16 protein-coding genes are annotated in these 17,159 nt (G+C 74.3%); 13 read left to right on the top strand and 3 right to left on the bottom strand.

The features are described from left to right. Nucleotides 1-57: 57 nt before the first annotated feature. Nucleotides 58-1,020, top strand: a complete 963-nt coding sequence (gene rfbB / locus KPF22_RS08465) for a dTDP-glucose 4,6-dehydratase (protein WP_208819776.1) — start codon at nt 58-60, stop codon at nt 1,018-1,020. After that, complete coding sequence (locus KPF22_RS08470) at nt 1,017-1,616, top strand: dTDP-4-dehydrorhamnose 3,5-epimerase family protein (protein ID WP_208819778.1); 600 nt, start codon at nt 1,017-1,019, stop codon at nt 1,614-1,616. Before rfbB ends, KPF22_RS08470 begins: the two co-directional genes overlap by 4 nt. 4 nt (nt 1,617-1,620) lie before the next feature. Here the strand turns inward: KPF22_RS08470 and KPF22_RS08475 are convergent, their stop codons facing one another. Next, nucleotides 1,621-2,289, bottom strand: coding sequence for a GPP34 family phosphoprotein (locus KPF22_RS08475; protein ID WP_208819780.1), 669 nt, complete (start codon nt 2,287-2,289; stop codon nt 1,621-1,623). Nucleotides 2,290-2,390: 101 nt separating this feature from the next. Here KPF22_RS08475 and KPF22_RS08480 point away from each other — a divergent pair, with 101 nt between their 5' ends. Beyond that, nucleotides 2,391-3,740, top strand: coding sequence for a UDP-glucose/GDP-mannose dehydrogenase family protein (locus KPF22_RS08480; protein WP_208819782.1), 1,350 nt, complete (start codon nt 2,391-2,393; stop codon nt 3,738-3,740). Here the strand turns inward: KPF22_RS08480 and KPF22_RS08485 are convergent. After that, complete coding sequence (locus KPF22_RS08485; RefSeq protein ID WP_208819784.1) at nt 3,710-4,639, bottom strand: NmrA family NAD(P)-binding protein; 930 nt, start codon at nt 4,637-4,639, stop codon at nt 3,710-3,712. The two genes, KPF22_RS08480 and KPF22_RS08485, sit on opposite strands and share 31 nt — an antisense overlap. 96 nt (nt 4,640-4,735) lie before the next feature. Here KPF22_RS08485 and KPF22_RS08490 point away from each other — a divergent pair, with 96 nt between their 5' ends. The 7 genes from KPF22_RS08490 to KPF22_RS08520 all read left to right on the top strand — a co-directional run bounded on the left by KPF22_RS08490 (nt 4,736) and on the right by KPF22_RS08520 (nt 10,444). Further along, nucleotides 4,736-5,311, top strand: coding sequence for a TetR/AcrR family transcriptional regulator (locus tag KPF22_RS08490; protein ID WP_208819786.1), 576 nt, complete (start codon nt 4,736-4,738; stop codon nt 5,309-5,311). Further along, complete coding sequence (locus KPF22_RS08495) at nt 5,308-6,738, top strand: DUF2252 domain-containing protein (protein WP_208819788.1); 1,431 nt, start codon at nt 5,308-5,310, stop codon at nt 6,736-6,738. The genes KPF22_RS08490 and KPF22_RS08495 overlap by 4 nt, the downstream gene beginning before the upstream one ends. An 11-nt stretch (nt 6,739-6,749) precedes the next feature. After that, nucleotides 6,750-7,004 (top strand): hypothetical protein, encoded by a 255-nt coding sequence (locus KPF22_RS08500; RefSeq protein WP_062397046.1) that lies wholly within the window; start codon nt 6,750-6,752, stop codon nt 7,002-7,004. Next, nucleotides 6,991-7,470 (top strand): DUF5130 family protein, encoded by a 480-nt coding sequence (locus KPF22_RS08505; protein WP_208819790.1) that lies wholly within the window; start codon nt 6,991-6,993, stop codon nt 7,468-7,470. The genes KPF22_RS08500 and KPF22_RS08505 overlap by 14 nt, the downstream gene beginning before the upstream one ends. A 152-nt stretch (nt 7,471-7,622) precedes the next feature. Then, the gene (locus tag KPF22_RS33020; protein ID WP_208819792.1) at nt 7,623-8,294 is read left to right on the top strand and encodes a response regulator transcription factor; all 672 of its coding nucleotides are present in this window, start codon (nt 7,623-7,625) and stop codon (nt 8,292-8,294) included. A gap of 100 nt (nt 8,295-8,394) precedes the next feature. Next, nucleotides 8,395-9,951: a sensor histidine kinase KdpD gene (locus KPF22_RS33025; RefSeq protein ID WP_224401658.1), complete on the top strand. Its 1,557-nt coding sequence runs from the start codon at nt 8,395-8,397 to the stop codon at nt 9,949-9,951. A gap of 118 nt (nt 9,952-10,069) precedes the next feature. Then, nucleotides 10,070-10,444, top strand: coding sequence for a hypothetical protein (locus tag KPF22_RS08520; protein WP_208819796.1), 375 nt, complete (start codon nt 10,070-10,072; stop codon nt 10,442-10,444). A 63-nt stretch (nt 10,445-10,507) separates the two neighbouring features. On the opposite strand, the gene pepN is transcribed toward KPF22_RS08520, so the two are convergent. Then, complete coding sequence (pepN, locus tag KPF22_RS08525) at nt 10,508-13,114, bottom strand: aminopeptidase N (RefSeq protein ID WP_208819810.1); 2,607 nt, start codon at nt 13,112-13,114, stop codon at nt 10,508-10,510. A 103-nt stretch (nt 13,115-13,217) separates the two neighbouring features. Between pepN and KPF22_RS08530 the strand changes: the two genes are divergently transcribed. The 3 genes from KPF22_RS08530 (at nt 13,218) to KPF22_RS08540 (ending at nt 17,159) form a co-directional block, all read left to right on the top strand. Continuing rightward, nucleotides 13,218-13,844: a DsbA family protein gene (locus KPF22_RS08530; protein WP_073575559.1), complete on the top strand. Its 627-nt coding sequence runs from the start codon at nt 13,218-13,220 to the stop codon at nt 13,842-13,844. Between the two features lie 158 nt (nt 13,845-14,002). After that, nucleotides 14,003-15,463, top strand: a complete 1,461-nt coding sequence (locus KPF22_RS08535) for a transglycosylase family protein (RefSeq protein ID WP_224401659.1) — start codon at nt 14,003-14,005, stop codon at nt 15,461-15,463. Between the two features lie 139 nt (nt 15,464-15,602). Continuing rightward, complete coding sequence (locus tag KPF22_RS08540; protein WP_208826731.1) at nt 15,603-17,159, top strand: serine/threonine-protein kinase; 1,557 nt, start codon at nt 15,603-15,605, stop codon at nt 17,157-17,159.

Genomic DNA, 17,159 nt, shown 5'->3' on the forward strand with positions numbered 1-17,159 from the left:
TCGTCGGGGCCGACTCTGACACGCTGGCGGGGCCGGACAGTGAGCGGGGAGGGGCACGTGCGCATCGTGGTGACCGGCGGGGCCGGGTTCATCGGGTCCTGTTTCGTCCGGGAGGTGCTGGGCGGGGAGCACCCCGAGCTGGCCGGGGCCGGGGTGACCGTGCTCGACGCGTTCACCTACGCCGGCCGGACCGAGAACCTCGCGGCCGTCGCCGACGACCCGCGACTGACGGTCGAGCGCGGCGACATCCGTGACCCCCGGCGCGTCGCCGAGGTGCTCGACGGCGGTGCCGACCTGCTCGTGCACTTCGCCGCCGAGACCCACGTGGACCGCTCCATCGCCGGCGCCGCGGACTTCGTGACGACCAACGTCGTCGGCACCCAGGTCCTGCTGCAGGCCGCGCTGGACGCGGGCGTCGGCCGGTTCGTGCACGTCTCCACCGACGAGGTGTACGGCTCGATCGTGTCGGGCTCGTGGCCCGAGACCCACCCGCTGGAGCCGAACTCGCCCTACAGCGCGGCGAAGGCGGGCAGCGACCTGCTGGCGCGCAGCTACCACCGCACCCACGACCTCGACGTGGTGGTCACCCGCTGCTCGAACAACTACGGGCCGTACCAGTTCCCGGAGAAGCTGGTCCCGCTGTTCACCACCCGGCTGCTCGACGGCGGCACCGTCCCGCTCTACGGCGACGGTCTCAACGTCCGTGACTGGCTGCACGTCTCCGACCACTGCCGCGGGATCGCCCTGGTCGCCGCGGCGGGCCGCGCCGGGGAGGTCTACAACATCGGCGGCGGCACCGAGCTGACCAACCTGGACCTGACCCGCGCGCTGCTCGCCGCCGTCGGCGTGGGGGAGGACCGCATCGAGCGGGTCGCCGACCGCAAGGGGCACGACCGCCGCTACTCCGTGGACTGGTCGAAGATCCGCGACGAGCTCGGCTACGCCCCCCGGGTGCCCTTCGACGAGGGCCTGGCCGCCACCGTGGCCTGGTACCGCGACCACCGGAGCTGGTGGGCGTGAAGGCGACCCCGCTGTCGATCGAGGGCGCCTGGCTGTTCGAGCCGACCACCTTCGCCGACCACCGCGGCTCGTTCACCGCGCCCTTCCAGGGGCCGGCGTTCCGCGACGCGCTCGGGTTCGACCTGACCGTCGCCCAGACCAACCAGTCGGTGTCGGCGCGCGGGGTCGTGCGCGGCGTGCACTACGCCGACGTGCCGCCCGGCCAGGCCAAGTACCTCTACGTGGCCGCCGGCGCCGTCCGCGACGTCGTGGTGGACCTGCGGGTCGGGTCGCCGACGTTCGGGCGGGTCGAGGCCGTCGACCTCGACGCCGCCTCGATGCGGGCGGTCTACCTGTCCGAGGGGCTCGGGCACGCCTTCCAGGCGCTCGCCGGCACCACCGTCGTCGGGTACCTGTGCTCGACGTCGTACACCCCGGCGGCCGAGCACGGGATCAGCCCGCTGGACCCGGCGCTCGCGCTGCCCTGGGCCGAGGGGGTCGAGCCGGTGCTGTCCGACAAGGACCGCGGCGCGCCGACCCTGGACGAGGCCCTCGCCGCGGGCGCCCTGCCGACCTGGGAGAGCTGCCGCGCCCGCCTGGCGGAGCTGCGCGGGTAGCGGCTCAGTTCCCGGCCCACCCGGACCGCACCGCGAAGTAGGCCCGGACGAACGGGTCCCGCGCCGCCCCCTGGGCGACGAGCGCCGCGCGGTGCTGCGCGACCCCGCGCGTCTGGGCGTCGATCTCCGGCGGCAGGACGTCACCGGCGAGGTCGGTGAGCCCCAGCAGCGCGAGCAGCAGGCCGTCGTGCCCGCCCGGCGCCGTCTCGGTGACCAGCAGCGACGCCAGCCGGGTGCGCAGCGCCCGGGCCGGCTCCGGGTCCTGCTCGGTGAGCAGCACCCGGCGGAACAGCCCGAACCGGCGGTACTCCTGCGCCGCGAGGATCCCGTCGGCGACCAGCTGCCCCACGGCCCCGCCCGCCGAGCCCGCGGGGGTCCGTGCGAGGTGCGCCGCGGTGGCGGCGACGGCGTGCGAGCCGGTGTCGGTGCCGTCCCGGGTCACCGCGGCCAGCGCCGCGGCCAGCGCGGGGTGGTCGGGCTCCCCGCCCGACGGCGTCACGGTGTCGCCGCCGTCGGGACCGTCCCCGCCGTCGAGGTGCAGTGCGCCGGCGTCGACCAGGTCGCGCACCAGCGCGACGGGCAGGACCCGCCCGTCGAACCGGTCACCGATCCGGCCGGTCGAGCGGTCGAGCCCCAGCAACAGCAGTTCCTCGGCCAGCAGCAGGGTCCGCACGGCCGAGGACGTTAGTGCCGGCGCGACACCTCGGCGTCACCGGGACGCACACTGCCCGACGTCTGCGACAGCCCGTCCGGGGCGGCAGCTAACCTCCGGCCATGTCGGAGAACACCACCCCGCTGAAGCTGTCGGTCATCGGGTGCGGCTACCTCGGAGCCGTGCACGCGGCCTCGATGGCGGAGCTGGGCCACGAGGTCGTCGGTATCGAGGTCGACGTCGCGAAGGCGGAGTCGCTGGCCGCGGGCCGGGTCCCGTTCTTCGAGCCGGGCTTCGAGGAGCTGCTGCGTCGGTCGCTGGACTCGGGGCGGCTGTCGTTCTCCTCGGACATGGCCGACGCCCGGGGCGCCGCGGTGCACTTCGTGTGCGTCGGCACCCCGCAGCGGCGCGGCGAGTACGCCGCGGACCTGACCTACGTCGAGGCGGCGACGGCGTCGCTGATCGAGGTGCTGGGGCCCGGCGAGCTGGTCGTCGGCAAGTCCACGGTGCCGGTGGGCACGGCCGCCCGGCTGGCCGAGCAGGTCGCGGCCCGGGTGCCGGACGCCGCGCTGGCGTGGAACCCGGAGTTCCTGCGCGAGGGCTTCGCGGTGGCCGACACCCTGCACCCGGACCGGCTCGTCTACGGCGTCCCGTCGCTGTCCGGCGCGGACACCGCGGTGGACGCGGAGAAGGTCCTGGACACCGTCTACGCGCGGATCGTCGCCGACGGCACGCCGAAGGTCGTCACCGACTACGCCACCGCGGAGATGGTCAAGACCGCCGCGAACTCCTTCCTCGCCACCAAGATCTCCTTCATCAACGCGATGGCCGAGCTGTGCGAGGCCACCGGCGCCGACGTGAAGCAGCTCGCCGACGCGATCGGCCACGACGACCGGATCGGCCGCAAGTTCCTCAACGCCGGGCTCGGCTTCGGCGGGGGCTGCCTGCCCAAGGACATCCGGGCGTTCATGGCCCGCGCCGGCGAGCTGGGCGCCGACCAGGCGCTGACCTTCCTGCGCGAGGTCGACAACATCAACATGCGGCGCCGGATCCGGATGGTGGAGCTCGCCCGCCAGGTGTGCGACGACTCCCTGCTCGGCAAGCGGATCGCCGTGCTGGGCGCGGCGTTCAAGCCCGACTCCGACGACATCCGCGACTCTCCGGCGCTGAACGTGGCCGCGCAGCTGCAGCTGCAGGGCGCGAACGTCCGGGTGACCGACCCGCAGGCGCTGCCCAACGTGCGGCGGCACTGGTCGCAGCTGGACTGCGTCGACACCCCGGAGGAGGCCGCCGAGGGCGCCGACGCCGTCCTGCTGCTGACCGAGTGGAAGCAGTACCGCGAGCTCGACCCGGGTTCGTTCGGGAAGGTCGTGCGGACCCGCCGCGTGCTCGACGGCCGCAACGCCCTGGACCGCGAGGCGTGGGAGTCCGCGGGCTGGACCTACCGCGCGCTGGGCAGGCGCAACGTCTGAGGCCGGCCCACGGCCCGCGCCCACGCCGCGAACCCGACGGGGGCGAGCCCGAACTCCCGCGCCCGCTCCGGACCGGCGGCGCGGGGGTGGGCGTCGAGGAAGGCGTGGGACTGCACGAACGCCTCGGCCAGCCCCTCCGCGCGGGCCTGTTCCGGACCCTCGGTCAGGGTGAACGGCACGTCCCAGACCTCGGTGAGCGCCGCGGCCGCCTGCCGGTAGCTCAGGCGCTCGCCGACCAGGTCGAGCGCGACGCCGTCGAACCGGTCCGGGTCGGCGAACGCGGCGGCCGCGGCGGCCCCGATGTCGGCGACCGCGACGAACGGGTGCACCAGGTCCGGGTCCAGCGCCAGCAGCAGCCGCGGCGCGTCGCCCCCGGCCAGGTACATCGACCACGGCACGAAGTTCTCCATGAAGCCGCTGGGCCGCAACCGGGTGACCCACCGGGCCCCGGCCCCGGCGAGCGCCTCCTCCGCGACGGCCTTGGACCGCCAGTAGTGGGCCATGTGCTCGCCCCAGACCGCGGCGTCGACGGCACCGGGGTGCCCCAGCTCGCCGACCCCCGACACCGAGGTGTGCACCACCTGCGCGACGCCCGCCTCCCGGACCGCCGCCGCGATCGCGTCGGCGTGCCGCAGCTCCCGGTCGCCGAGCAGGTCGTCGAGGTCGGGCATCTGCACCGAGAACACCCCGCGGGCGCCGCGGGCGGCCGCCGTCACCGACGCCGGGTCGTCGAGGTCGCCGGTGACCAGGGTGGCGCCGGCGTCGGCGAGCGCCCGTGCCGCGGCGGTGCCGGGGTCGCGGACCAGCGCCCGGACCGGGGTCCCCGCGGCGACCAGCGCCCGTGCCGCCGCCCCGCCCTGCCTGCCGGTCGCGCCCGTGACCAGTACCGGATCGTCCATGTCGCGCTCCTCCCGATGAAACGGGGTGGCCCCCCGTTTTCCGTGGACTACGATATGGAGGACCACCCCGTTTTGTCGAGCCGTCCGGGAGGACCCATGCCGCGCGACGCCACGGCCGCCCCGCGGGCCGACCGCCTCCGCAACCGGGAACGCCTGCTCGGCGCCGCGATGGAGGTCGTCGCACGGGACGGGGCGCAGGCGTCGATGGAGGAGATCGCCCGCCGGGCGGGGGTCGGGTCGGCGACCCTGCACCGGCACTTCGCCTCCCGCCGGGCGCTGCTCGAGGCGGTGTTCGCCGACGGCGTCGACACCCTCTGCGCCCGCGCCGAGGCGCTCTGCCGCGCCGAGCCCGCCACCGCGCTGTGGACCTGGCTCGACGAGTTCGTCCACTACGTCGCGACCACCCGCGGCGTGGTCGAGGTCCTGCTCGCCGAGCCCGCCGAGGACGCCCCGGTCTGCCACACCGACCGGGTCCGGGCCGCCGTCCGCCCGCTGGTGGCCGCCGCGGCCGACGCCGGCGGGCTGCACCCCGACGCCCACCCCGAGGACGTCGTCGCCCTCACCGCGGTGGTGTCCACGGCGGCGGGGGAGGACCCGTCCACCGCACGGAGACTGCTGCGCCTGACCGTCGACGGGCTACGGGGAGCGGGCTGCGGTAGAACGCAGGCGTGACCTCGCACCCCGTCCTCGCCGGCTCGGACCGCGCGGCGTTCGGCTCGCTGCAGCGAGCCTCCACGCCCCGCGCCGAGCGCTACCGCATCGGCAAGGGGCTGCGGAAGGTCGCGCCCCGGTCCGGGCTCGCCGAGTGGTCCGCGCAGCTGCGCCGGGCCGACCCGGTCGACGTCGTCGAGGCACAGAACGCCGGGCGCGTGCACGAGCTCGTCCCGCTGCGGATCCAGCGGATGACCGCATCCCCGCACGCGTTCCTGCGCGGCGCCGCCGCCCTGCACGCCGCGGACTTCGCGGTCCTGCCCGAGACCGGCGTGCACCCCGTCATCTGCGGCGACGCCCACCTGGGCAACTTCGGCTTCTACGCCTCGCCCGAGCGCGACCTGGTCTTCGACCTCAACGATTTCGACGAGGCCCACCCCGGCGCCTGGGAGTGGGACCTGCGACGCCTGGTGTCCTCCACCTGGGTCGCCGGCCGGGACTCCGGCGCGACCGAGGAGCAGTGCGGCGAGGCCGTCACCCGCTGCGTGACCTCCTACGCCGAGCACCTGCGCCATCTCGCCGACGAACCGCTGCTCGCCCGCTCGTTCGACATCATGGACATCGACACCCTGCGCTCGGACGCCGACCACAAGACCTCGCGCCGGGTCATCGACAAGGCCGCCGAACGGGCGCGCCGGCGCACCAGCGACCGCGCGCTGCCCCGGTTCGTGACCGAGGAGGGCGGGGCGCGGCGGATCGTCACCGAGCCGCCGCTGATCACCCACCCCGACGACGAGCACACCGCGCGCATCCTGGCCGCCCTCGACGAGTACCTCGCGACGCTGCCGCCGCACTGGAGCCGGATCCTCGGCGGCTACCACGCCGTCGACGTCGCCCACAAGGTCGTCGGGGTCGGCTCGGTCGGGCTGCGCGCCTACCTCGTGCTCTGCGAGGGTTCCAGCCCCGACGACGTGCTGTTCCTGCAGCTCAAGCAGGCGCGCCGGTCGGTCGTCGCGCCGTTCGTGCACGGCGGCGAGGCCTGGCACGCCCACCAGGGCCAGCGGGTCGTGGAGTACCAGCAGGCCCTGCAGACCGTCTCCGACCCGCTCCTGGGCTGGACGACGATCAACGGCCGCCAGTACTACGTCCGCCAGTTCCGTGACATGAAGGGCGCGATCGTCCCCGACACCCTCGACGCCCCCGCGCTGGCCGACTACGCCGACGTCTGCGGCAGGCTGCTCGCCAAGGGGCACGCCCGCACCTCGGGGGCGTCGATGGTCGCCGGCTACCTGGGGAAGGGCGGGAAGGTGGCCGCGGCGCTCGCGGCGTTCGCCAGGGCCTACGCCGACCAGACCGAAGCCGATCATGACGCGCTGGTCCGCGCAGTGCGGTCCGGGCGGCTGTCGGATCGGACACCTGAGCAGGTGCCGGGCACGGCGATCGGCTAGGTTCTGGCCCCGTGACCGTCGTCGAAACCCTGCTGGTCTTCGTGGTCGCGCCGGCCGTCCTGTACTTCGCGATCTGGGGCTGGATCGCGGTGCGGAACCGGAGCAACCGCCCCCGCTACAACGCGGGTGACCCCTGGCCGTACGAGCCGCTGTTCTGGATCGCCGAGCCGTCCGCCGCGGGGCACCACGCCGCGCACGCCGGACACGGCGACACCGCCCCGTCCGAGGGCGGCGACACCCGAGGAGGTACCGGTGGCAAGTGGTGACCTCGCCGTCTTCACCGGCAACGAGGAGGACCTGCCCGAGGGGTCGGTCGTCACGAACTCCGGTCGCCTGTCGGTGGCCGAGAACTTCGTCGAGCCGTCCGCGGCCGCGCACCCGTTCACCCCGGTGCAGCTGACCCGTCTGGACGAGGCCCTGTACCTGGCCAGCCGCGAGACCGGCCTGCGGTTCGCGCTGTACCTGGGCGACCTGGGTGCCGACGCGCGGGCCACCGCGGTCGATCTGCACGGACGCGTCGACGACCACGAGGACGCGGTGCTCGTCGCCGTGAGCCCCGAGCAGCGGCTGCTGGAGATCGTGACCGGCGCCGACGCGAAGGTCCGGCTCCCGGACCGCGGCGCCAAGCTCGCTCTCATGAGCATGGTCGCGTCCTTCAAGGAGGGCGATCTGTTCGGTGGAATCCTGTCCGGGCTGAGGATGCTGGCGGACCAGGCCGGCAGTCGTCCCTGAGCTGGGGATTCCCGTCCGGTGGACACCACGGGTGGACACCCGGGTGCGTCCGTGGACAGCGCCGCTCCCGCGTGTCCGTCACACGGGGGCGACCGCGATCGGCGCAACGGCTCTAAGGTGTCCCCCATGGTGCGCAGCGGGAGGACCGAGCGGTGACCGGCCCCACCGGCAGCCCGATCCTAATCGTCGACGACCACGAGCTGGTCGGGTCCGCCCTCGCCCTCAACCTGCGCGCCGAGGGCGAGGACGCCACCTTCCAGCCGGTCCGCTCCGCCGCCGCGGTGCTGGAGCACGCCCGGCGCGTCACACCCGGGCTGATCGTGCTCGATCTCGACCTGGGGCGTGACCCGGAGGGCAACCGCATCGACGGCGTCCGGCTCGTCGGCCCCCTCTGCGAGGCGGGCTGGCGGGTGGTGGTGCTGTCCGGCAGCTCCGACGCCGGCCGGGTCGGCGCCGCCCTGGACGCGGGCGGGTTCGTGTTCGTCCCCAAGAACGCGCCGTTCCCGGCGCTGCTCAGCGCCATCCGTGAGGCCCACGCCGGGCGCTCGATCATGCCGCCGGGCCGCCGCGAGCAGTTGATCCGGCTGCACCGCGACCGGGAGCACGAGCGTCGCGACCTGCACGAGAAGCTGGGCAGGCTGACCCAGCGCGAGCGCGAGGTCCTCGCCCTGCTGGCGGGCGGCAAGCGTGCACAGTCGGTGGCCGACCACTTCGTCGTCTCCCTGGCCACGGTCCGGACGCAGATCCGCGCGGTGCTGACCAAGCTGGAGGTCGGTTCCCAGCTGGAGGCCGTCGCGCTCTACCGCAAGGCCGCGGGTATGTGACCCGTTCGGCCCACAACACGGCCACCGAACGTCACCGAGAATGACGAGTCCTATCATCGCTTTCTCATCAGTCCGGCGACATCTTCGGAGCGGAGGGGACGTGGCGTCCGGTTTCCTCGGCGCGCTCCTGGGCCCGCAGCGGCGGGCCCGGTTCCTGGCCGGACACCTGACCGACGTGCTCGTCGTCGCGGTCCTGGCCGTCCTCGTGGTGGCGGTGAGCCGCCCCGCGGTGGTCGACGGACGGGTCGACCTCTCCGACGCGACGGCGGTGCTCACCCTCGTGGCGGCCGCGGTCGGCTCGGCTGCGGCGATCGTCGCGCTGGTGACGGGGCGGCTGTCCGGGGACCCCCGTCCGTCGTGGTTCGGGGCGGCCCTCCTGCTCTACGGCGTCGTGCTCCTCCCGCTGTCCGCGCTGGTCCTGCTGCAGTACCCGGCGGGCACCCCGCGACTGGCGGTGCTGACGATGTTCGTGATCAGCCTGTGCATCCTGGTCGCCGCGCTGCGGCCGCCACCGGCCCTCGGGGCCTGGGGCGGCTGGGCGCTGGCGGCGGTCGCCCTCGTCATCGGCGGGGTCGTCGCATCGCAGGCGGAGAGCCCGTTCACCCGGATGGTGGCGACCTCGCCCCTCTACTCGATCGTGGTGCAGAGCGGCTGGGCGCTGGTCGCGGTGCTGTTCCTGCTCGACGGCTACCGGCGCCCGAGCCGGATCCGGGCCCGGATGGGGCTCGGCCTGCTGATCGTCGCGGTGTCCCAGCTGTACCGGGCGATCGTGCCCGGCCGGGAACCGACGGCCGGCCTGGTCTACCCGTCGCTGCGGGTGCTCGGGATGGCCGTGGTGCTCACCGCGCTGCTGACCATGGCACTGCGGGCGGTGACCCAGATGCAGGACGACTACGACCAGCTCCAGGACACCCTCGGCGAGGCGTCGGCGCTGCTCGAACGGGCCACCGGCCAGACCGCCGAGCGCGACCACGAGTTGCGCAACGGCCTGGCGGGCCTGGCCGGGGCCGCGCAGCTGCTGACGACCCGCCCCGGCGACGACCCCCAGGTCGCCCGGATGCGGGAGGCGGTGCTGGCCGAGCTGAACCGGCTCCGCCAGATGCTGCAGACCCCGATCACCGTCGAGGACACGGTGGCCGACCCGATGGTCGACGAACGCGACGCCGCCCTGCTCGACTACGGCCCGGCCTACGCCCCGGTCGTCCCCTCGCCGGGCGCGGACACCGCCGAGCACGACGTCGGGGAGGCCCTGCGCACCCTGGTGGACCTGCGCGACGGCCGCTGCATCACCCTGGACACCCAGGACGACCTGCCCCCGGTCGCCGCGCCCGAGTCGCTCACCCGCCAGGTCGTGACGAACCTGCTGGCCAACTGCGACCGGCACGCGCCCCGGACCCCGGTCGTGGTGCGGGCCCGCCTCGCCGACGAACCGGGTCTGGTCGCCGTCGAGGTCCGTGACCACGGCCCCGGCCTGCCCGACGGGCAGGAGCAGCTCGAGATCGTCCGCGGGCGGCACGACGAGGCCGCCGGCGGCTCCGGGCTCGGGCTGCACATCAGCGCCCAGCTCGCTCGGGAGCACGGCGGCACCCTGGTGCTCCGTACGGTGGATGCGCCCCGCGGCTGTCTCGCCGTACTCACACTTCCGGTGGCCCGCTGATCGGGTGGCGGCGTGTCCACGACCAGCCGTTCCGTCCACGGAAGGTCTTTTCGTCGCCGCGAGCCATTCCCACGCGCCCCACGCGATCTCATACTGGGTGACGCAACGGCACGGTGCGATGACGCGATGGTCGTCCGCGCTGCCGTTCGCCGGCACGAAGGAGGTCACCATGGCGCACGAGAACGACGGCACCGACCGCAGGACCCCCGCCACCCCCGCGGCCGCGGTCCTGACACCGCCGACGGGCCTGGAGGCCGTCCCGGCGCTGCCCCGGCCGCGTACACCGTCCGAGCCGCGGACCCCGGCCGGTCCGCCCGCGCCCGTCGTCCCGCAGGTGGGACTGTGCACCTGCGGTCACCCGGAGGACCTGCACGACCACTACCGCGCGGGCACCGACTGCGGCAGTTGCGGACCGCGTGTCTGCGCGGGCTACCGCCCGGCCGACGAACCGGCGTCGACGAACCCGCTGCGGCGGTGGCTGCGCCGCCGCTGACCCCATCCCGACACACGAACGGCGCCCCGGGAGCACGACTCCCGGGGCGCCGTCGTGCGTGGGTCAGGGCTGCTCGACCGCGGTGGTCCGCTCCGGGTCAGGGGTGGCCTGGCCGTCGAACTCACGGGCGGCCAGCGCGCGCACGATCCCGGCGCGCCCCTCGGACACGAGCCGGCGCAGCGACGCCGGCTTGGACTGGTCGGCGAGCCAGGCGTCCGCCGCCGCGACGGTCGGCTCCGCGACCGCCCAGGACGGGAACAGCCCGACGACGACGTTCTGCGCGAGCTCCGAGGTCCGGCGCGCCCACACGCCGTCGATCTCGTCGAAGTAGCGCTGGACGTAGCCGTCGAGCAGCCCGGGGCTCACCGTCGACAGTGCGGGGTGGGAGAACCCGGAGATCGCCGACTCGTTGATCGCGTTCGGCAGCGAGTCGTCGTGCACGGCGCGCTGCCACGCCCGCTCCTTGGTCTCCGCGGTCGGGATCAGCGCTCGGGCCCGCTCGGCCTGCCGCGCCCCGGTGGAGGTGGCGTCACGCTCGGCCTCCTCGGCGATCTCGGTCTCGCCGGCCTTCCCGTGCGCGACGAGTGCGTGCAGCAGCCGCCAGCGCAGGTCGGCGTCGACGGTCAGTCCCTTCGGCACGTCGACGTCGAGCAGCCAGCCCTTCATCCGGTCCAGGGTGTTCTCCGGCAGCACCGAGGCGGTCAGCGCGTTGACCACGGCCAGCTGGACGTCCGACCCGGGCGGGGCGGTGTCCAGGCGGAACCGCAGCGCGTCGGTCAGCAGCGGCCAGCCGCGGCCCTGCGCCCACTCCGGGGTGCAGTACGACGCCGTCGCGGTCTGGGCCTGGAGCAGCAGCCGCTGCACGACGCCGATCTCGGACTCGGTGTCGAACCCGCCGGCGACCAGCGTGACGAAGTCACGGGCCTTCAGCTCGGCCTCACGGGTCATCTCCCACGCCGAGGACCAGCACAGCGTGCGCGGCAGCGACTCGGCGATGTCGCCGATCCGGTCCACCAGGGTCGCGAGCGAGCCCGGGTCCAGGCGCAGCGCGCAGTAGGTGAGGTCGTCGTCGTTGACCAGGACGAGCTTGCCGCGGGACAGCCCGACCAGCTCCGGGACGGCCGTGCGCTCGCCGGAGATGTCGAGCTCGACGCGGTGGGTGCGGACGAGCTTGCCGGTCTCCGGGTCGTCGTCGTAGACGCCGACGGCGATCCGGTGCGTGCGCAGCTCACCGGCACCCGGCCGGGCACCGCCCTGCACGACGTCGAACGAGGTGAACGTCCCGGCCTCGTCGACCTGGAACGACGGGCGCAGCAGGTTCAGGCCGGTGGTGCGCAGCCACTGCGCGCCCCAGTCCGACAGGTCCCGGCCGGACGCCTTCTCCAGCGAGCCCAGCAGGTCGTCGAAGGTGGCGTTGCCCCAGGCGTGGGCGGCGAAGTAGTCGCGCAGCCCGGCCAGGAACGGCTCCAGACCGACGTAGGCGACGAGCTGCTTGAGGACCGACGCGCCCTTGGCGTAGGTGATGCCGTCGAAGTTGACCTCGACGGCCTGCAGGTCCGGGATGTCCGCGGCGATCGGGTGCGTCGAGGGCAGCTGGTCCTGCCGGTAGGCCCAGGACTTCTCGAGGTTCGCGAACGTCGTCCAGGCGCCCGTGTACTCGGTCGCCTCGGCCTGGCACAGCACCGACGCCCAGGTCGCGAACGACTCGTTGAGCCACAGGTCGTCCCACCAGCGCATGGTCACGAGGTCGCCGAACCACATGTGCGCCATCTCGTGCAGGATCGTCTCGGCGCGCCGCTCGTAGAGCGTGCGGGTCACCCGCGACCGGAAGACGTAGTCCTCCAGGAACGTGATCGCGCCGGCGTTCTCCATCGCACCCGCGTTGAACTCGGGCACGAACAGCTGGTCGTACTTGCCGAACGGGTAGGTCACGCGGAAGTTGCGGTGGTAGAAGTCGAAGCCCTGCCGGGTCTCGGTGAAGATCCGCTCGTGGTCCATGTGCGGGGCCAGCGAGGCGCGGCAGAAGATTCCCAGCGGGATCTCGGCGTGCTCGTCGCGGTAGGTGTCGTGCCAGCTCGCGTACGGCCCGGCGATCAGCGCGACCAGGTAGGTCGAGAGGATCTCGGTCCGCTCGAAGCGGTGCACGCCGCCCTCGACCGTCGCCGGGGCGTTGGAGATGACCTTCCAGTCCTCCGGCGCGGTCACGGTGAGGGTGTAGCGGGCCTTGAGGTCGGGCTGGTCGAAGCAGGGGAACAGCCGCTTGCAGTCGGCCGTCTCGAACTGCGAGTACAGGTAGACGGCCTGGTCGACGGGGTCGACGAAGCGGTGCAGGCCCTCACCGGTGTTGGTGTAGAGCCCGGTCGCGACGATCGTCAGCTCGTTCTCCGCGGCGAGACCGGGCAGCGCGAGGCCGTCCTCCTCGGTCCACGCGGCGGCGTCGAGCCCGGTGCCGTTCAGCGTCGCCGAGGTGATGCCGTCGCCCACCCACTCGATCCACGTGCTCCCGCCGGGCTCGGCGGCGGTGAAGCGCACCGTGGTCGTCACCGCGAACGTCCGCTCGGAGGGGGCTCCGGCGCCGTCGGTCAGGTCGATCGTGACGTCGTAGGTGGAGACGTCGAGCAGCGCCGCGCGCTCCTCGGCCTGGGCACGGGTGAGGTTGGGCGGGGTCACGTCGTTCGGGGTCCTCTCGGGGAGTGGTGTCGTCGGCATCCAATCACGGTGCCCGGGGCGCGGCCCGTGGAATCCGCGGCCGGTGCCCGGTGTTGCGCCGGGTATGACGACTCCTGCTGCCGACGGCCGTGCCCGCATCGACATCTGGTTCGACCCGCTGTGCCCCTGGGCGTGGCTGACCTCCCGCTGGGTGCTCGAGGTGGAGAAGGTCCGCGACGTCGACGTCACCTGGCACGTCATGAGCCTGTCCGTGCTGAACGAGGGCCGTGAGCTGCCCGAGCAGTACGTCGAGCTCATGTCGAAGGGCTGGGGCCCGGTGCGCGTGTGCATCGCCGCCGCCGAGCTGAAGGGCCCGGAGATCCTGGCACCGCTCTACACCGCGCTCGGCGAGCGCATCCACAACCAGGGCAACAAGGACTTCGACGACGTCATCGCGGGCGCGCTGAAGGAGCTCGGCCTGCCGGAGTCGCTGGCCGAGGCCGCACACTCCACCGAGTACGACGAGAAGCTGCGCGCCAGCCACCACGAGGGCATGGACCCGGTGGGTCTCGACGTCGGCACCCCGACCATCCACGTCGACGGCGTGGCGTTCTTCGGGCCGGTCATCTCCCGGGTCCCGAAGGGCGAGGACGCCGGCCGCCTGTTCGACGGCGCCCGGCTGCTGGCCGAGAACCCGCACTTCTTCGAGCTCAAGCGCACCCGCACCGAGGACCCGTCCTTCGACTACTGAGCCGGTGACGGCGTGATCGCCGCGATCGAGGGGGCCGGTGCCGGACGGGGCACCGGCCCCCTCACCCGTGACGGTCGCCCGGCGGCGCCGCTCGCGATCGCGAACGGGATCGCCCGTTCGGCCGTGGCGGGCGCCGCGGGGGCGCACAGTGCCCGGCCGTGGACACCTGGTTCTCGCGACGGACGACGTCGGTGCTCGCAGCGGTGGCGCTGGTCGCCGGGACGCTCGTGGGCGGGCAGCTCGCGGTCGGCGCCGTGCTGGACCGGGGCGCGCTCGCCGACGCGGTGCCCCGGACGTCGCTGAGCCCGTACTCCGACGGCGCGTTCACCGTGCGGGCCGCGGCGGTGGACAGCCGGGTCGACATCGCCGGGGCCGAGGACGGCTCCTACGTGCTCGGCCACACCCCGGCGGGCAGCGACGTGGTACTCGACCTCGACCTGCTCTCCGGCGACACCGCGCGCCCGTGGTGGGTGCAGCCCGCGACCGGGACGACGCTGGAGCTGGCCCAGCTCGCGAGCTCGGGGATCGCCCGGTTCCCGGCCCCGCAGGGCCCGGGCGGCGGCCGCGACTGGGTCCTGGTCGTCGACGACGTCGCCGCCGGGTACGGCGCGCCCGACGCGGACGCCGTCGCACGGGCGGTGGGGGAGCGGGTGCGGTCCGCGGTGGCGCGGGCGGGGTCCGGCCGCGGCTCCGGGTCGGACGGTCCCGGTTCGGACGGCTCGGCCGGGGGACCGGGCCCGGCGGGGCCCTCCGGCGGTTCCGGCGACGACCAGGGCTCCGGCGACGACCAGGGCTCCGGTGACGGCCGGGGCGCGGATGACGCGGCGGGCGGCGGGGGCCGGGACGGCACGGGCAGCGGCGCCGGCGGCGCCCCGGACAGCGCCGGGCCGGACAGCGGCTCGGACGGCGACGACGGGGACGACGACGGCTCGGACGGCGACGGTCCGACCGGCGGGGACGGCGGCACCGGCGGCGGGGGCGACGACGGCTCCCGCAGCGGCTCCCCGTCGGGCTCCGGCGGTTCCGGCCACCCCTCCGGCGGCAGCGCAGGCGACGGCCCGGCCTCGGGATCGGAGCCGGAGGACCGCGACTTCCGCGGGTCCGGCGGCGACGGAGCCCCTCCCGGCGGGAACGGTGGACCGGCCGATGGCGACGACTCCGCCGAGGGCGGCAGCGGCGGGTCCGGCAGCGACGAGGGCGGCGGCGACAAGGGTCGCGGCGACAAGAGCGACGAGAGCCGCGGGGACGAGCCGGACGACGACCGCGGGAACGGGAGCGGCGATGCCGACGCCCCGGCCCCCGCGGCCCCCGCCCCGAAGCCGGAGACGAAGAAGGAGCCGGCGCCGTCGTCGTCGGCGAAGGCGGCCGACGGCACCTGGGACGAGCTGGCGCAGTGCGAGTCCTCCGGCGACTGGTCCATCTCGACCGGGAACGGCTACCACGGTGGTCTCCAATTCGACAAGGGCACCTGGAGCGACTTCGGCGGCACGACGTACGCCCCCACCGCCGACGGCGCCACGAAGGAACAGCAGATCGAGATCGCGACCAAGGTCCGCGACGCCCGCGGCGGTTACGGATCGTGGCCGGCGTGTGCCGACAAGTTGGGCCTTCCGAGGTGATCGATGGTCCTGTGGTGTGGCGTACGGTCGCTGGCTGCGCGACCGGTGGTCGCGTAGGGTCCGTGGTCCCTCTCCCGGTCGTTCGCAGCACCTGCCCTGCCGACGGCGGCCCGGCCTCGATTCCCTACCCTTGGACCTCATGAGTTCGCCCATCCCCGACGCCCACCGGATCGGGAACCGCTACCGGCTCGACGAGCGGATCGGTGCCGGTGCGATGGGTGCCGTGTGGCGGGGGACGGACGAGCTGCTGAACCGCACGGTGGCCGTCAAGGAACTGCTCGCGGCGGCCCTGCCGTCCGACGAGCAGCTGGAGGAGTCCCGCCAGCGGATCCTGCGCGAGGGCCGGATCGGCGCCCGCCTGCAGCACGCGCACGTGATCAGCATGTTCGACGTCGTCGTCCACGACGACCGGCCGTGGCTGGTCATGGAGTACCTGCCGTCGCGCTCGCTGGCCGCGGTGCTCGCCGAGAAGGGGCCGATCCCGCCGCGGGAGGCCGCCGCGATCGGCCGTCAGGTCGCCGACGGGCTGGCCGCCGCGCACACCGCGGGCGTCGTGCACCGGGACATCAAGCCGGGCAACGTCCTGATCGCCGAGGACGGCCGGGCCAAGATCACCGACTTCGGCGTGTCCCGCGCCGTCGACGACGTGCAGCTCACCCGTACCGGCGTCATCGCCGGCACCCCGGCCTTCCTGGCCCCGGAGGTCGCCCGCGGCCAGGAGCCGACGGCCGCCTCGGACGTCTTCGCGCTCGGCGCGATGCTCTACGCCTCGGTCGAGGGCGAGCCGCCGTTCGGCCTCGACGACAACGCCTACGCCCTGCTGCACAAGGTCGCCACCGGCGCGATCACCCCGCCGCAGGAGGCGGGCCCGCTGACCGCGCTGCTGATGCGCCTGCTCGCCAACGACCCCGCCGAGCGGCCCAGCTCCGCCCAGGCCCGCGAGGCGCTCGCCCGGATCGCCGCGGGCCAGTCCGTCGCCGGTCTCGCGACGCCGTCGACGGCGACCGCGGTGATGGACACCGGCGACGGCGCGGGTGCGCCCGACGGGCTCGAGGCGCAGGGCGGCGGGACCGTGGTCGACGCGCCGGCCGTACCCGCACCGCAGGTCATCCCCGGCCCCGGCGGTCGTGGCGGCCGACGGGGCGGTGCCACCCGCTCCCGGGACGGGCGGGGTCGTCGGACCCCGGTCGTGCTGGGCGCGGTGGCCGTGCTGCTCGTCGTCGGTGGCGGTGTCGCGTTCGGCGTCTACTCGACCAGCCGGCAGCAGGACGCCCCGCCGGTGATCGCCGCCCCGACGACGAGCGGGTCGCCGACGCCGAGCGCGGCCCCGACGACGACGGCCGCGCCGACGACCACCCCGACGCCGACACCGACCACCGCGACCGGCGAGGTCCAGGATCCGGTGTCGTTCGTGCAGAACTACTACCGGATGCTGCCCGGCGACATCGACGGCGCGTTCGCGATGCTCAGCCCGCAGGCGCAGGCCCAGAGCCAGGGCATCCAGGGTTTCCGGACCTTCTACAGCACCGTGCGGAACGTCTACGCCGAGAACCTGCGCAACGCCGGCCCGAACACGGTCACCGCGACCGTCGTGTTCATGCGCAACGACGGCACGACGACCCGGGAGAACTACCGGTTCGTCGTCGGCACCGACAGCGAGGGCCAGGAGATCCTGCAGTCGTTCAGCACGGCCTGA

The sequence above is a fragment of the Pseudonocardia sp. ICBG1034 genome, from assembly GCF_020131375.1.
Classification (GTDB): domain Bacteria; phylum Actinomycetota; class Actinomycetes; order Mycobacteriales; family Pseudonocardiaceae; genus Pseudonocardia; species Pseudonocardia alni.

Coding starts and splice junctions, on each gene's coding strand:
- KPF22_RS08480 (WP_208819782.1), top strand. CDS start 2,391: ATGTCGGAGAACACCACCCCGCTGAAGCTGTCGGTCATCGGGTGCGGC.
- KPF22_RS08485 (WP_208819784.1), bottom strand. CDS start 4,639: ATGGACGATCCGGTACTGGTCACGGGCGCGACCGGCAGGCAGGGCGGG.
- KPF22_RS08490 (WP_208819786.1), top strand. CDS start 4,736: ATGCCGCGCGACGCCACGGCCGCCCCGCGGGCCGACCGCCTCCGCAAC.
- KPF22_RS08520 (WP_208819796.1), top strand. CDS start 10,070: ATGACGCGATGGTCGTCCGCGCTGCCGTTCGCCGGCACGAAGGAGGTC.
- KPF22_RS08530 (WP_073575559.1), top strand. CDS start 13,218: ATGACGACTCCTGCTGCCGACGGCCGTGCCCGCATCGACATCTGGTTC.
- KPF22_RS08540 (WP_208826731.1), top strand. CDS start 15,603: ATGAGTTCGCCCATCCCCGACGCCCACCGGATCGGGAACCGCTACCGG.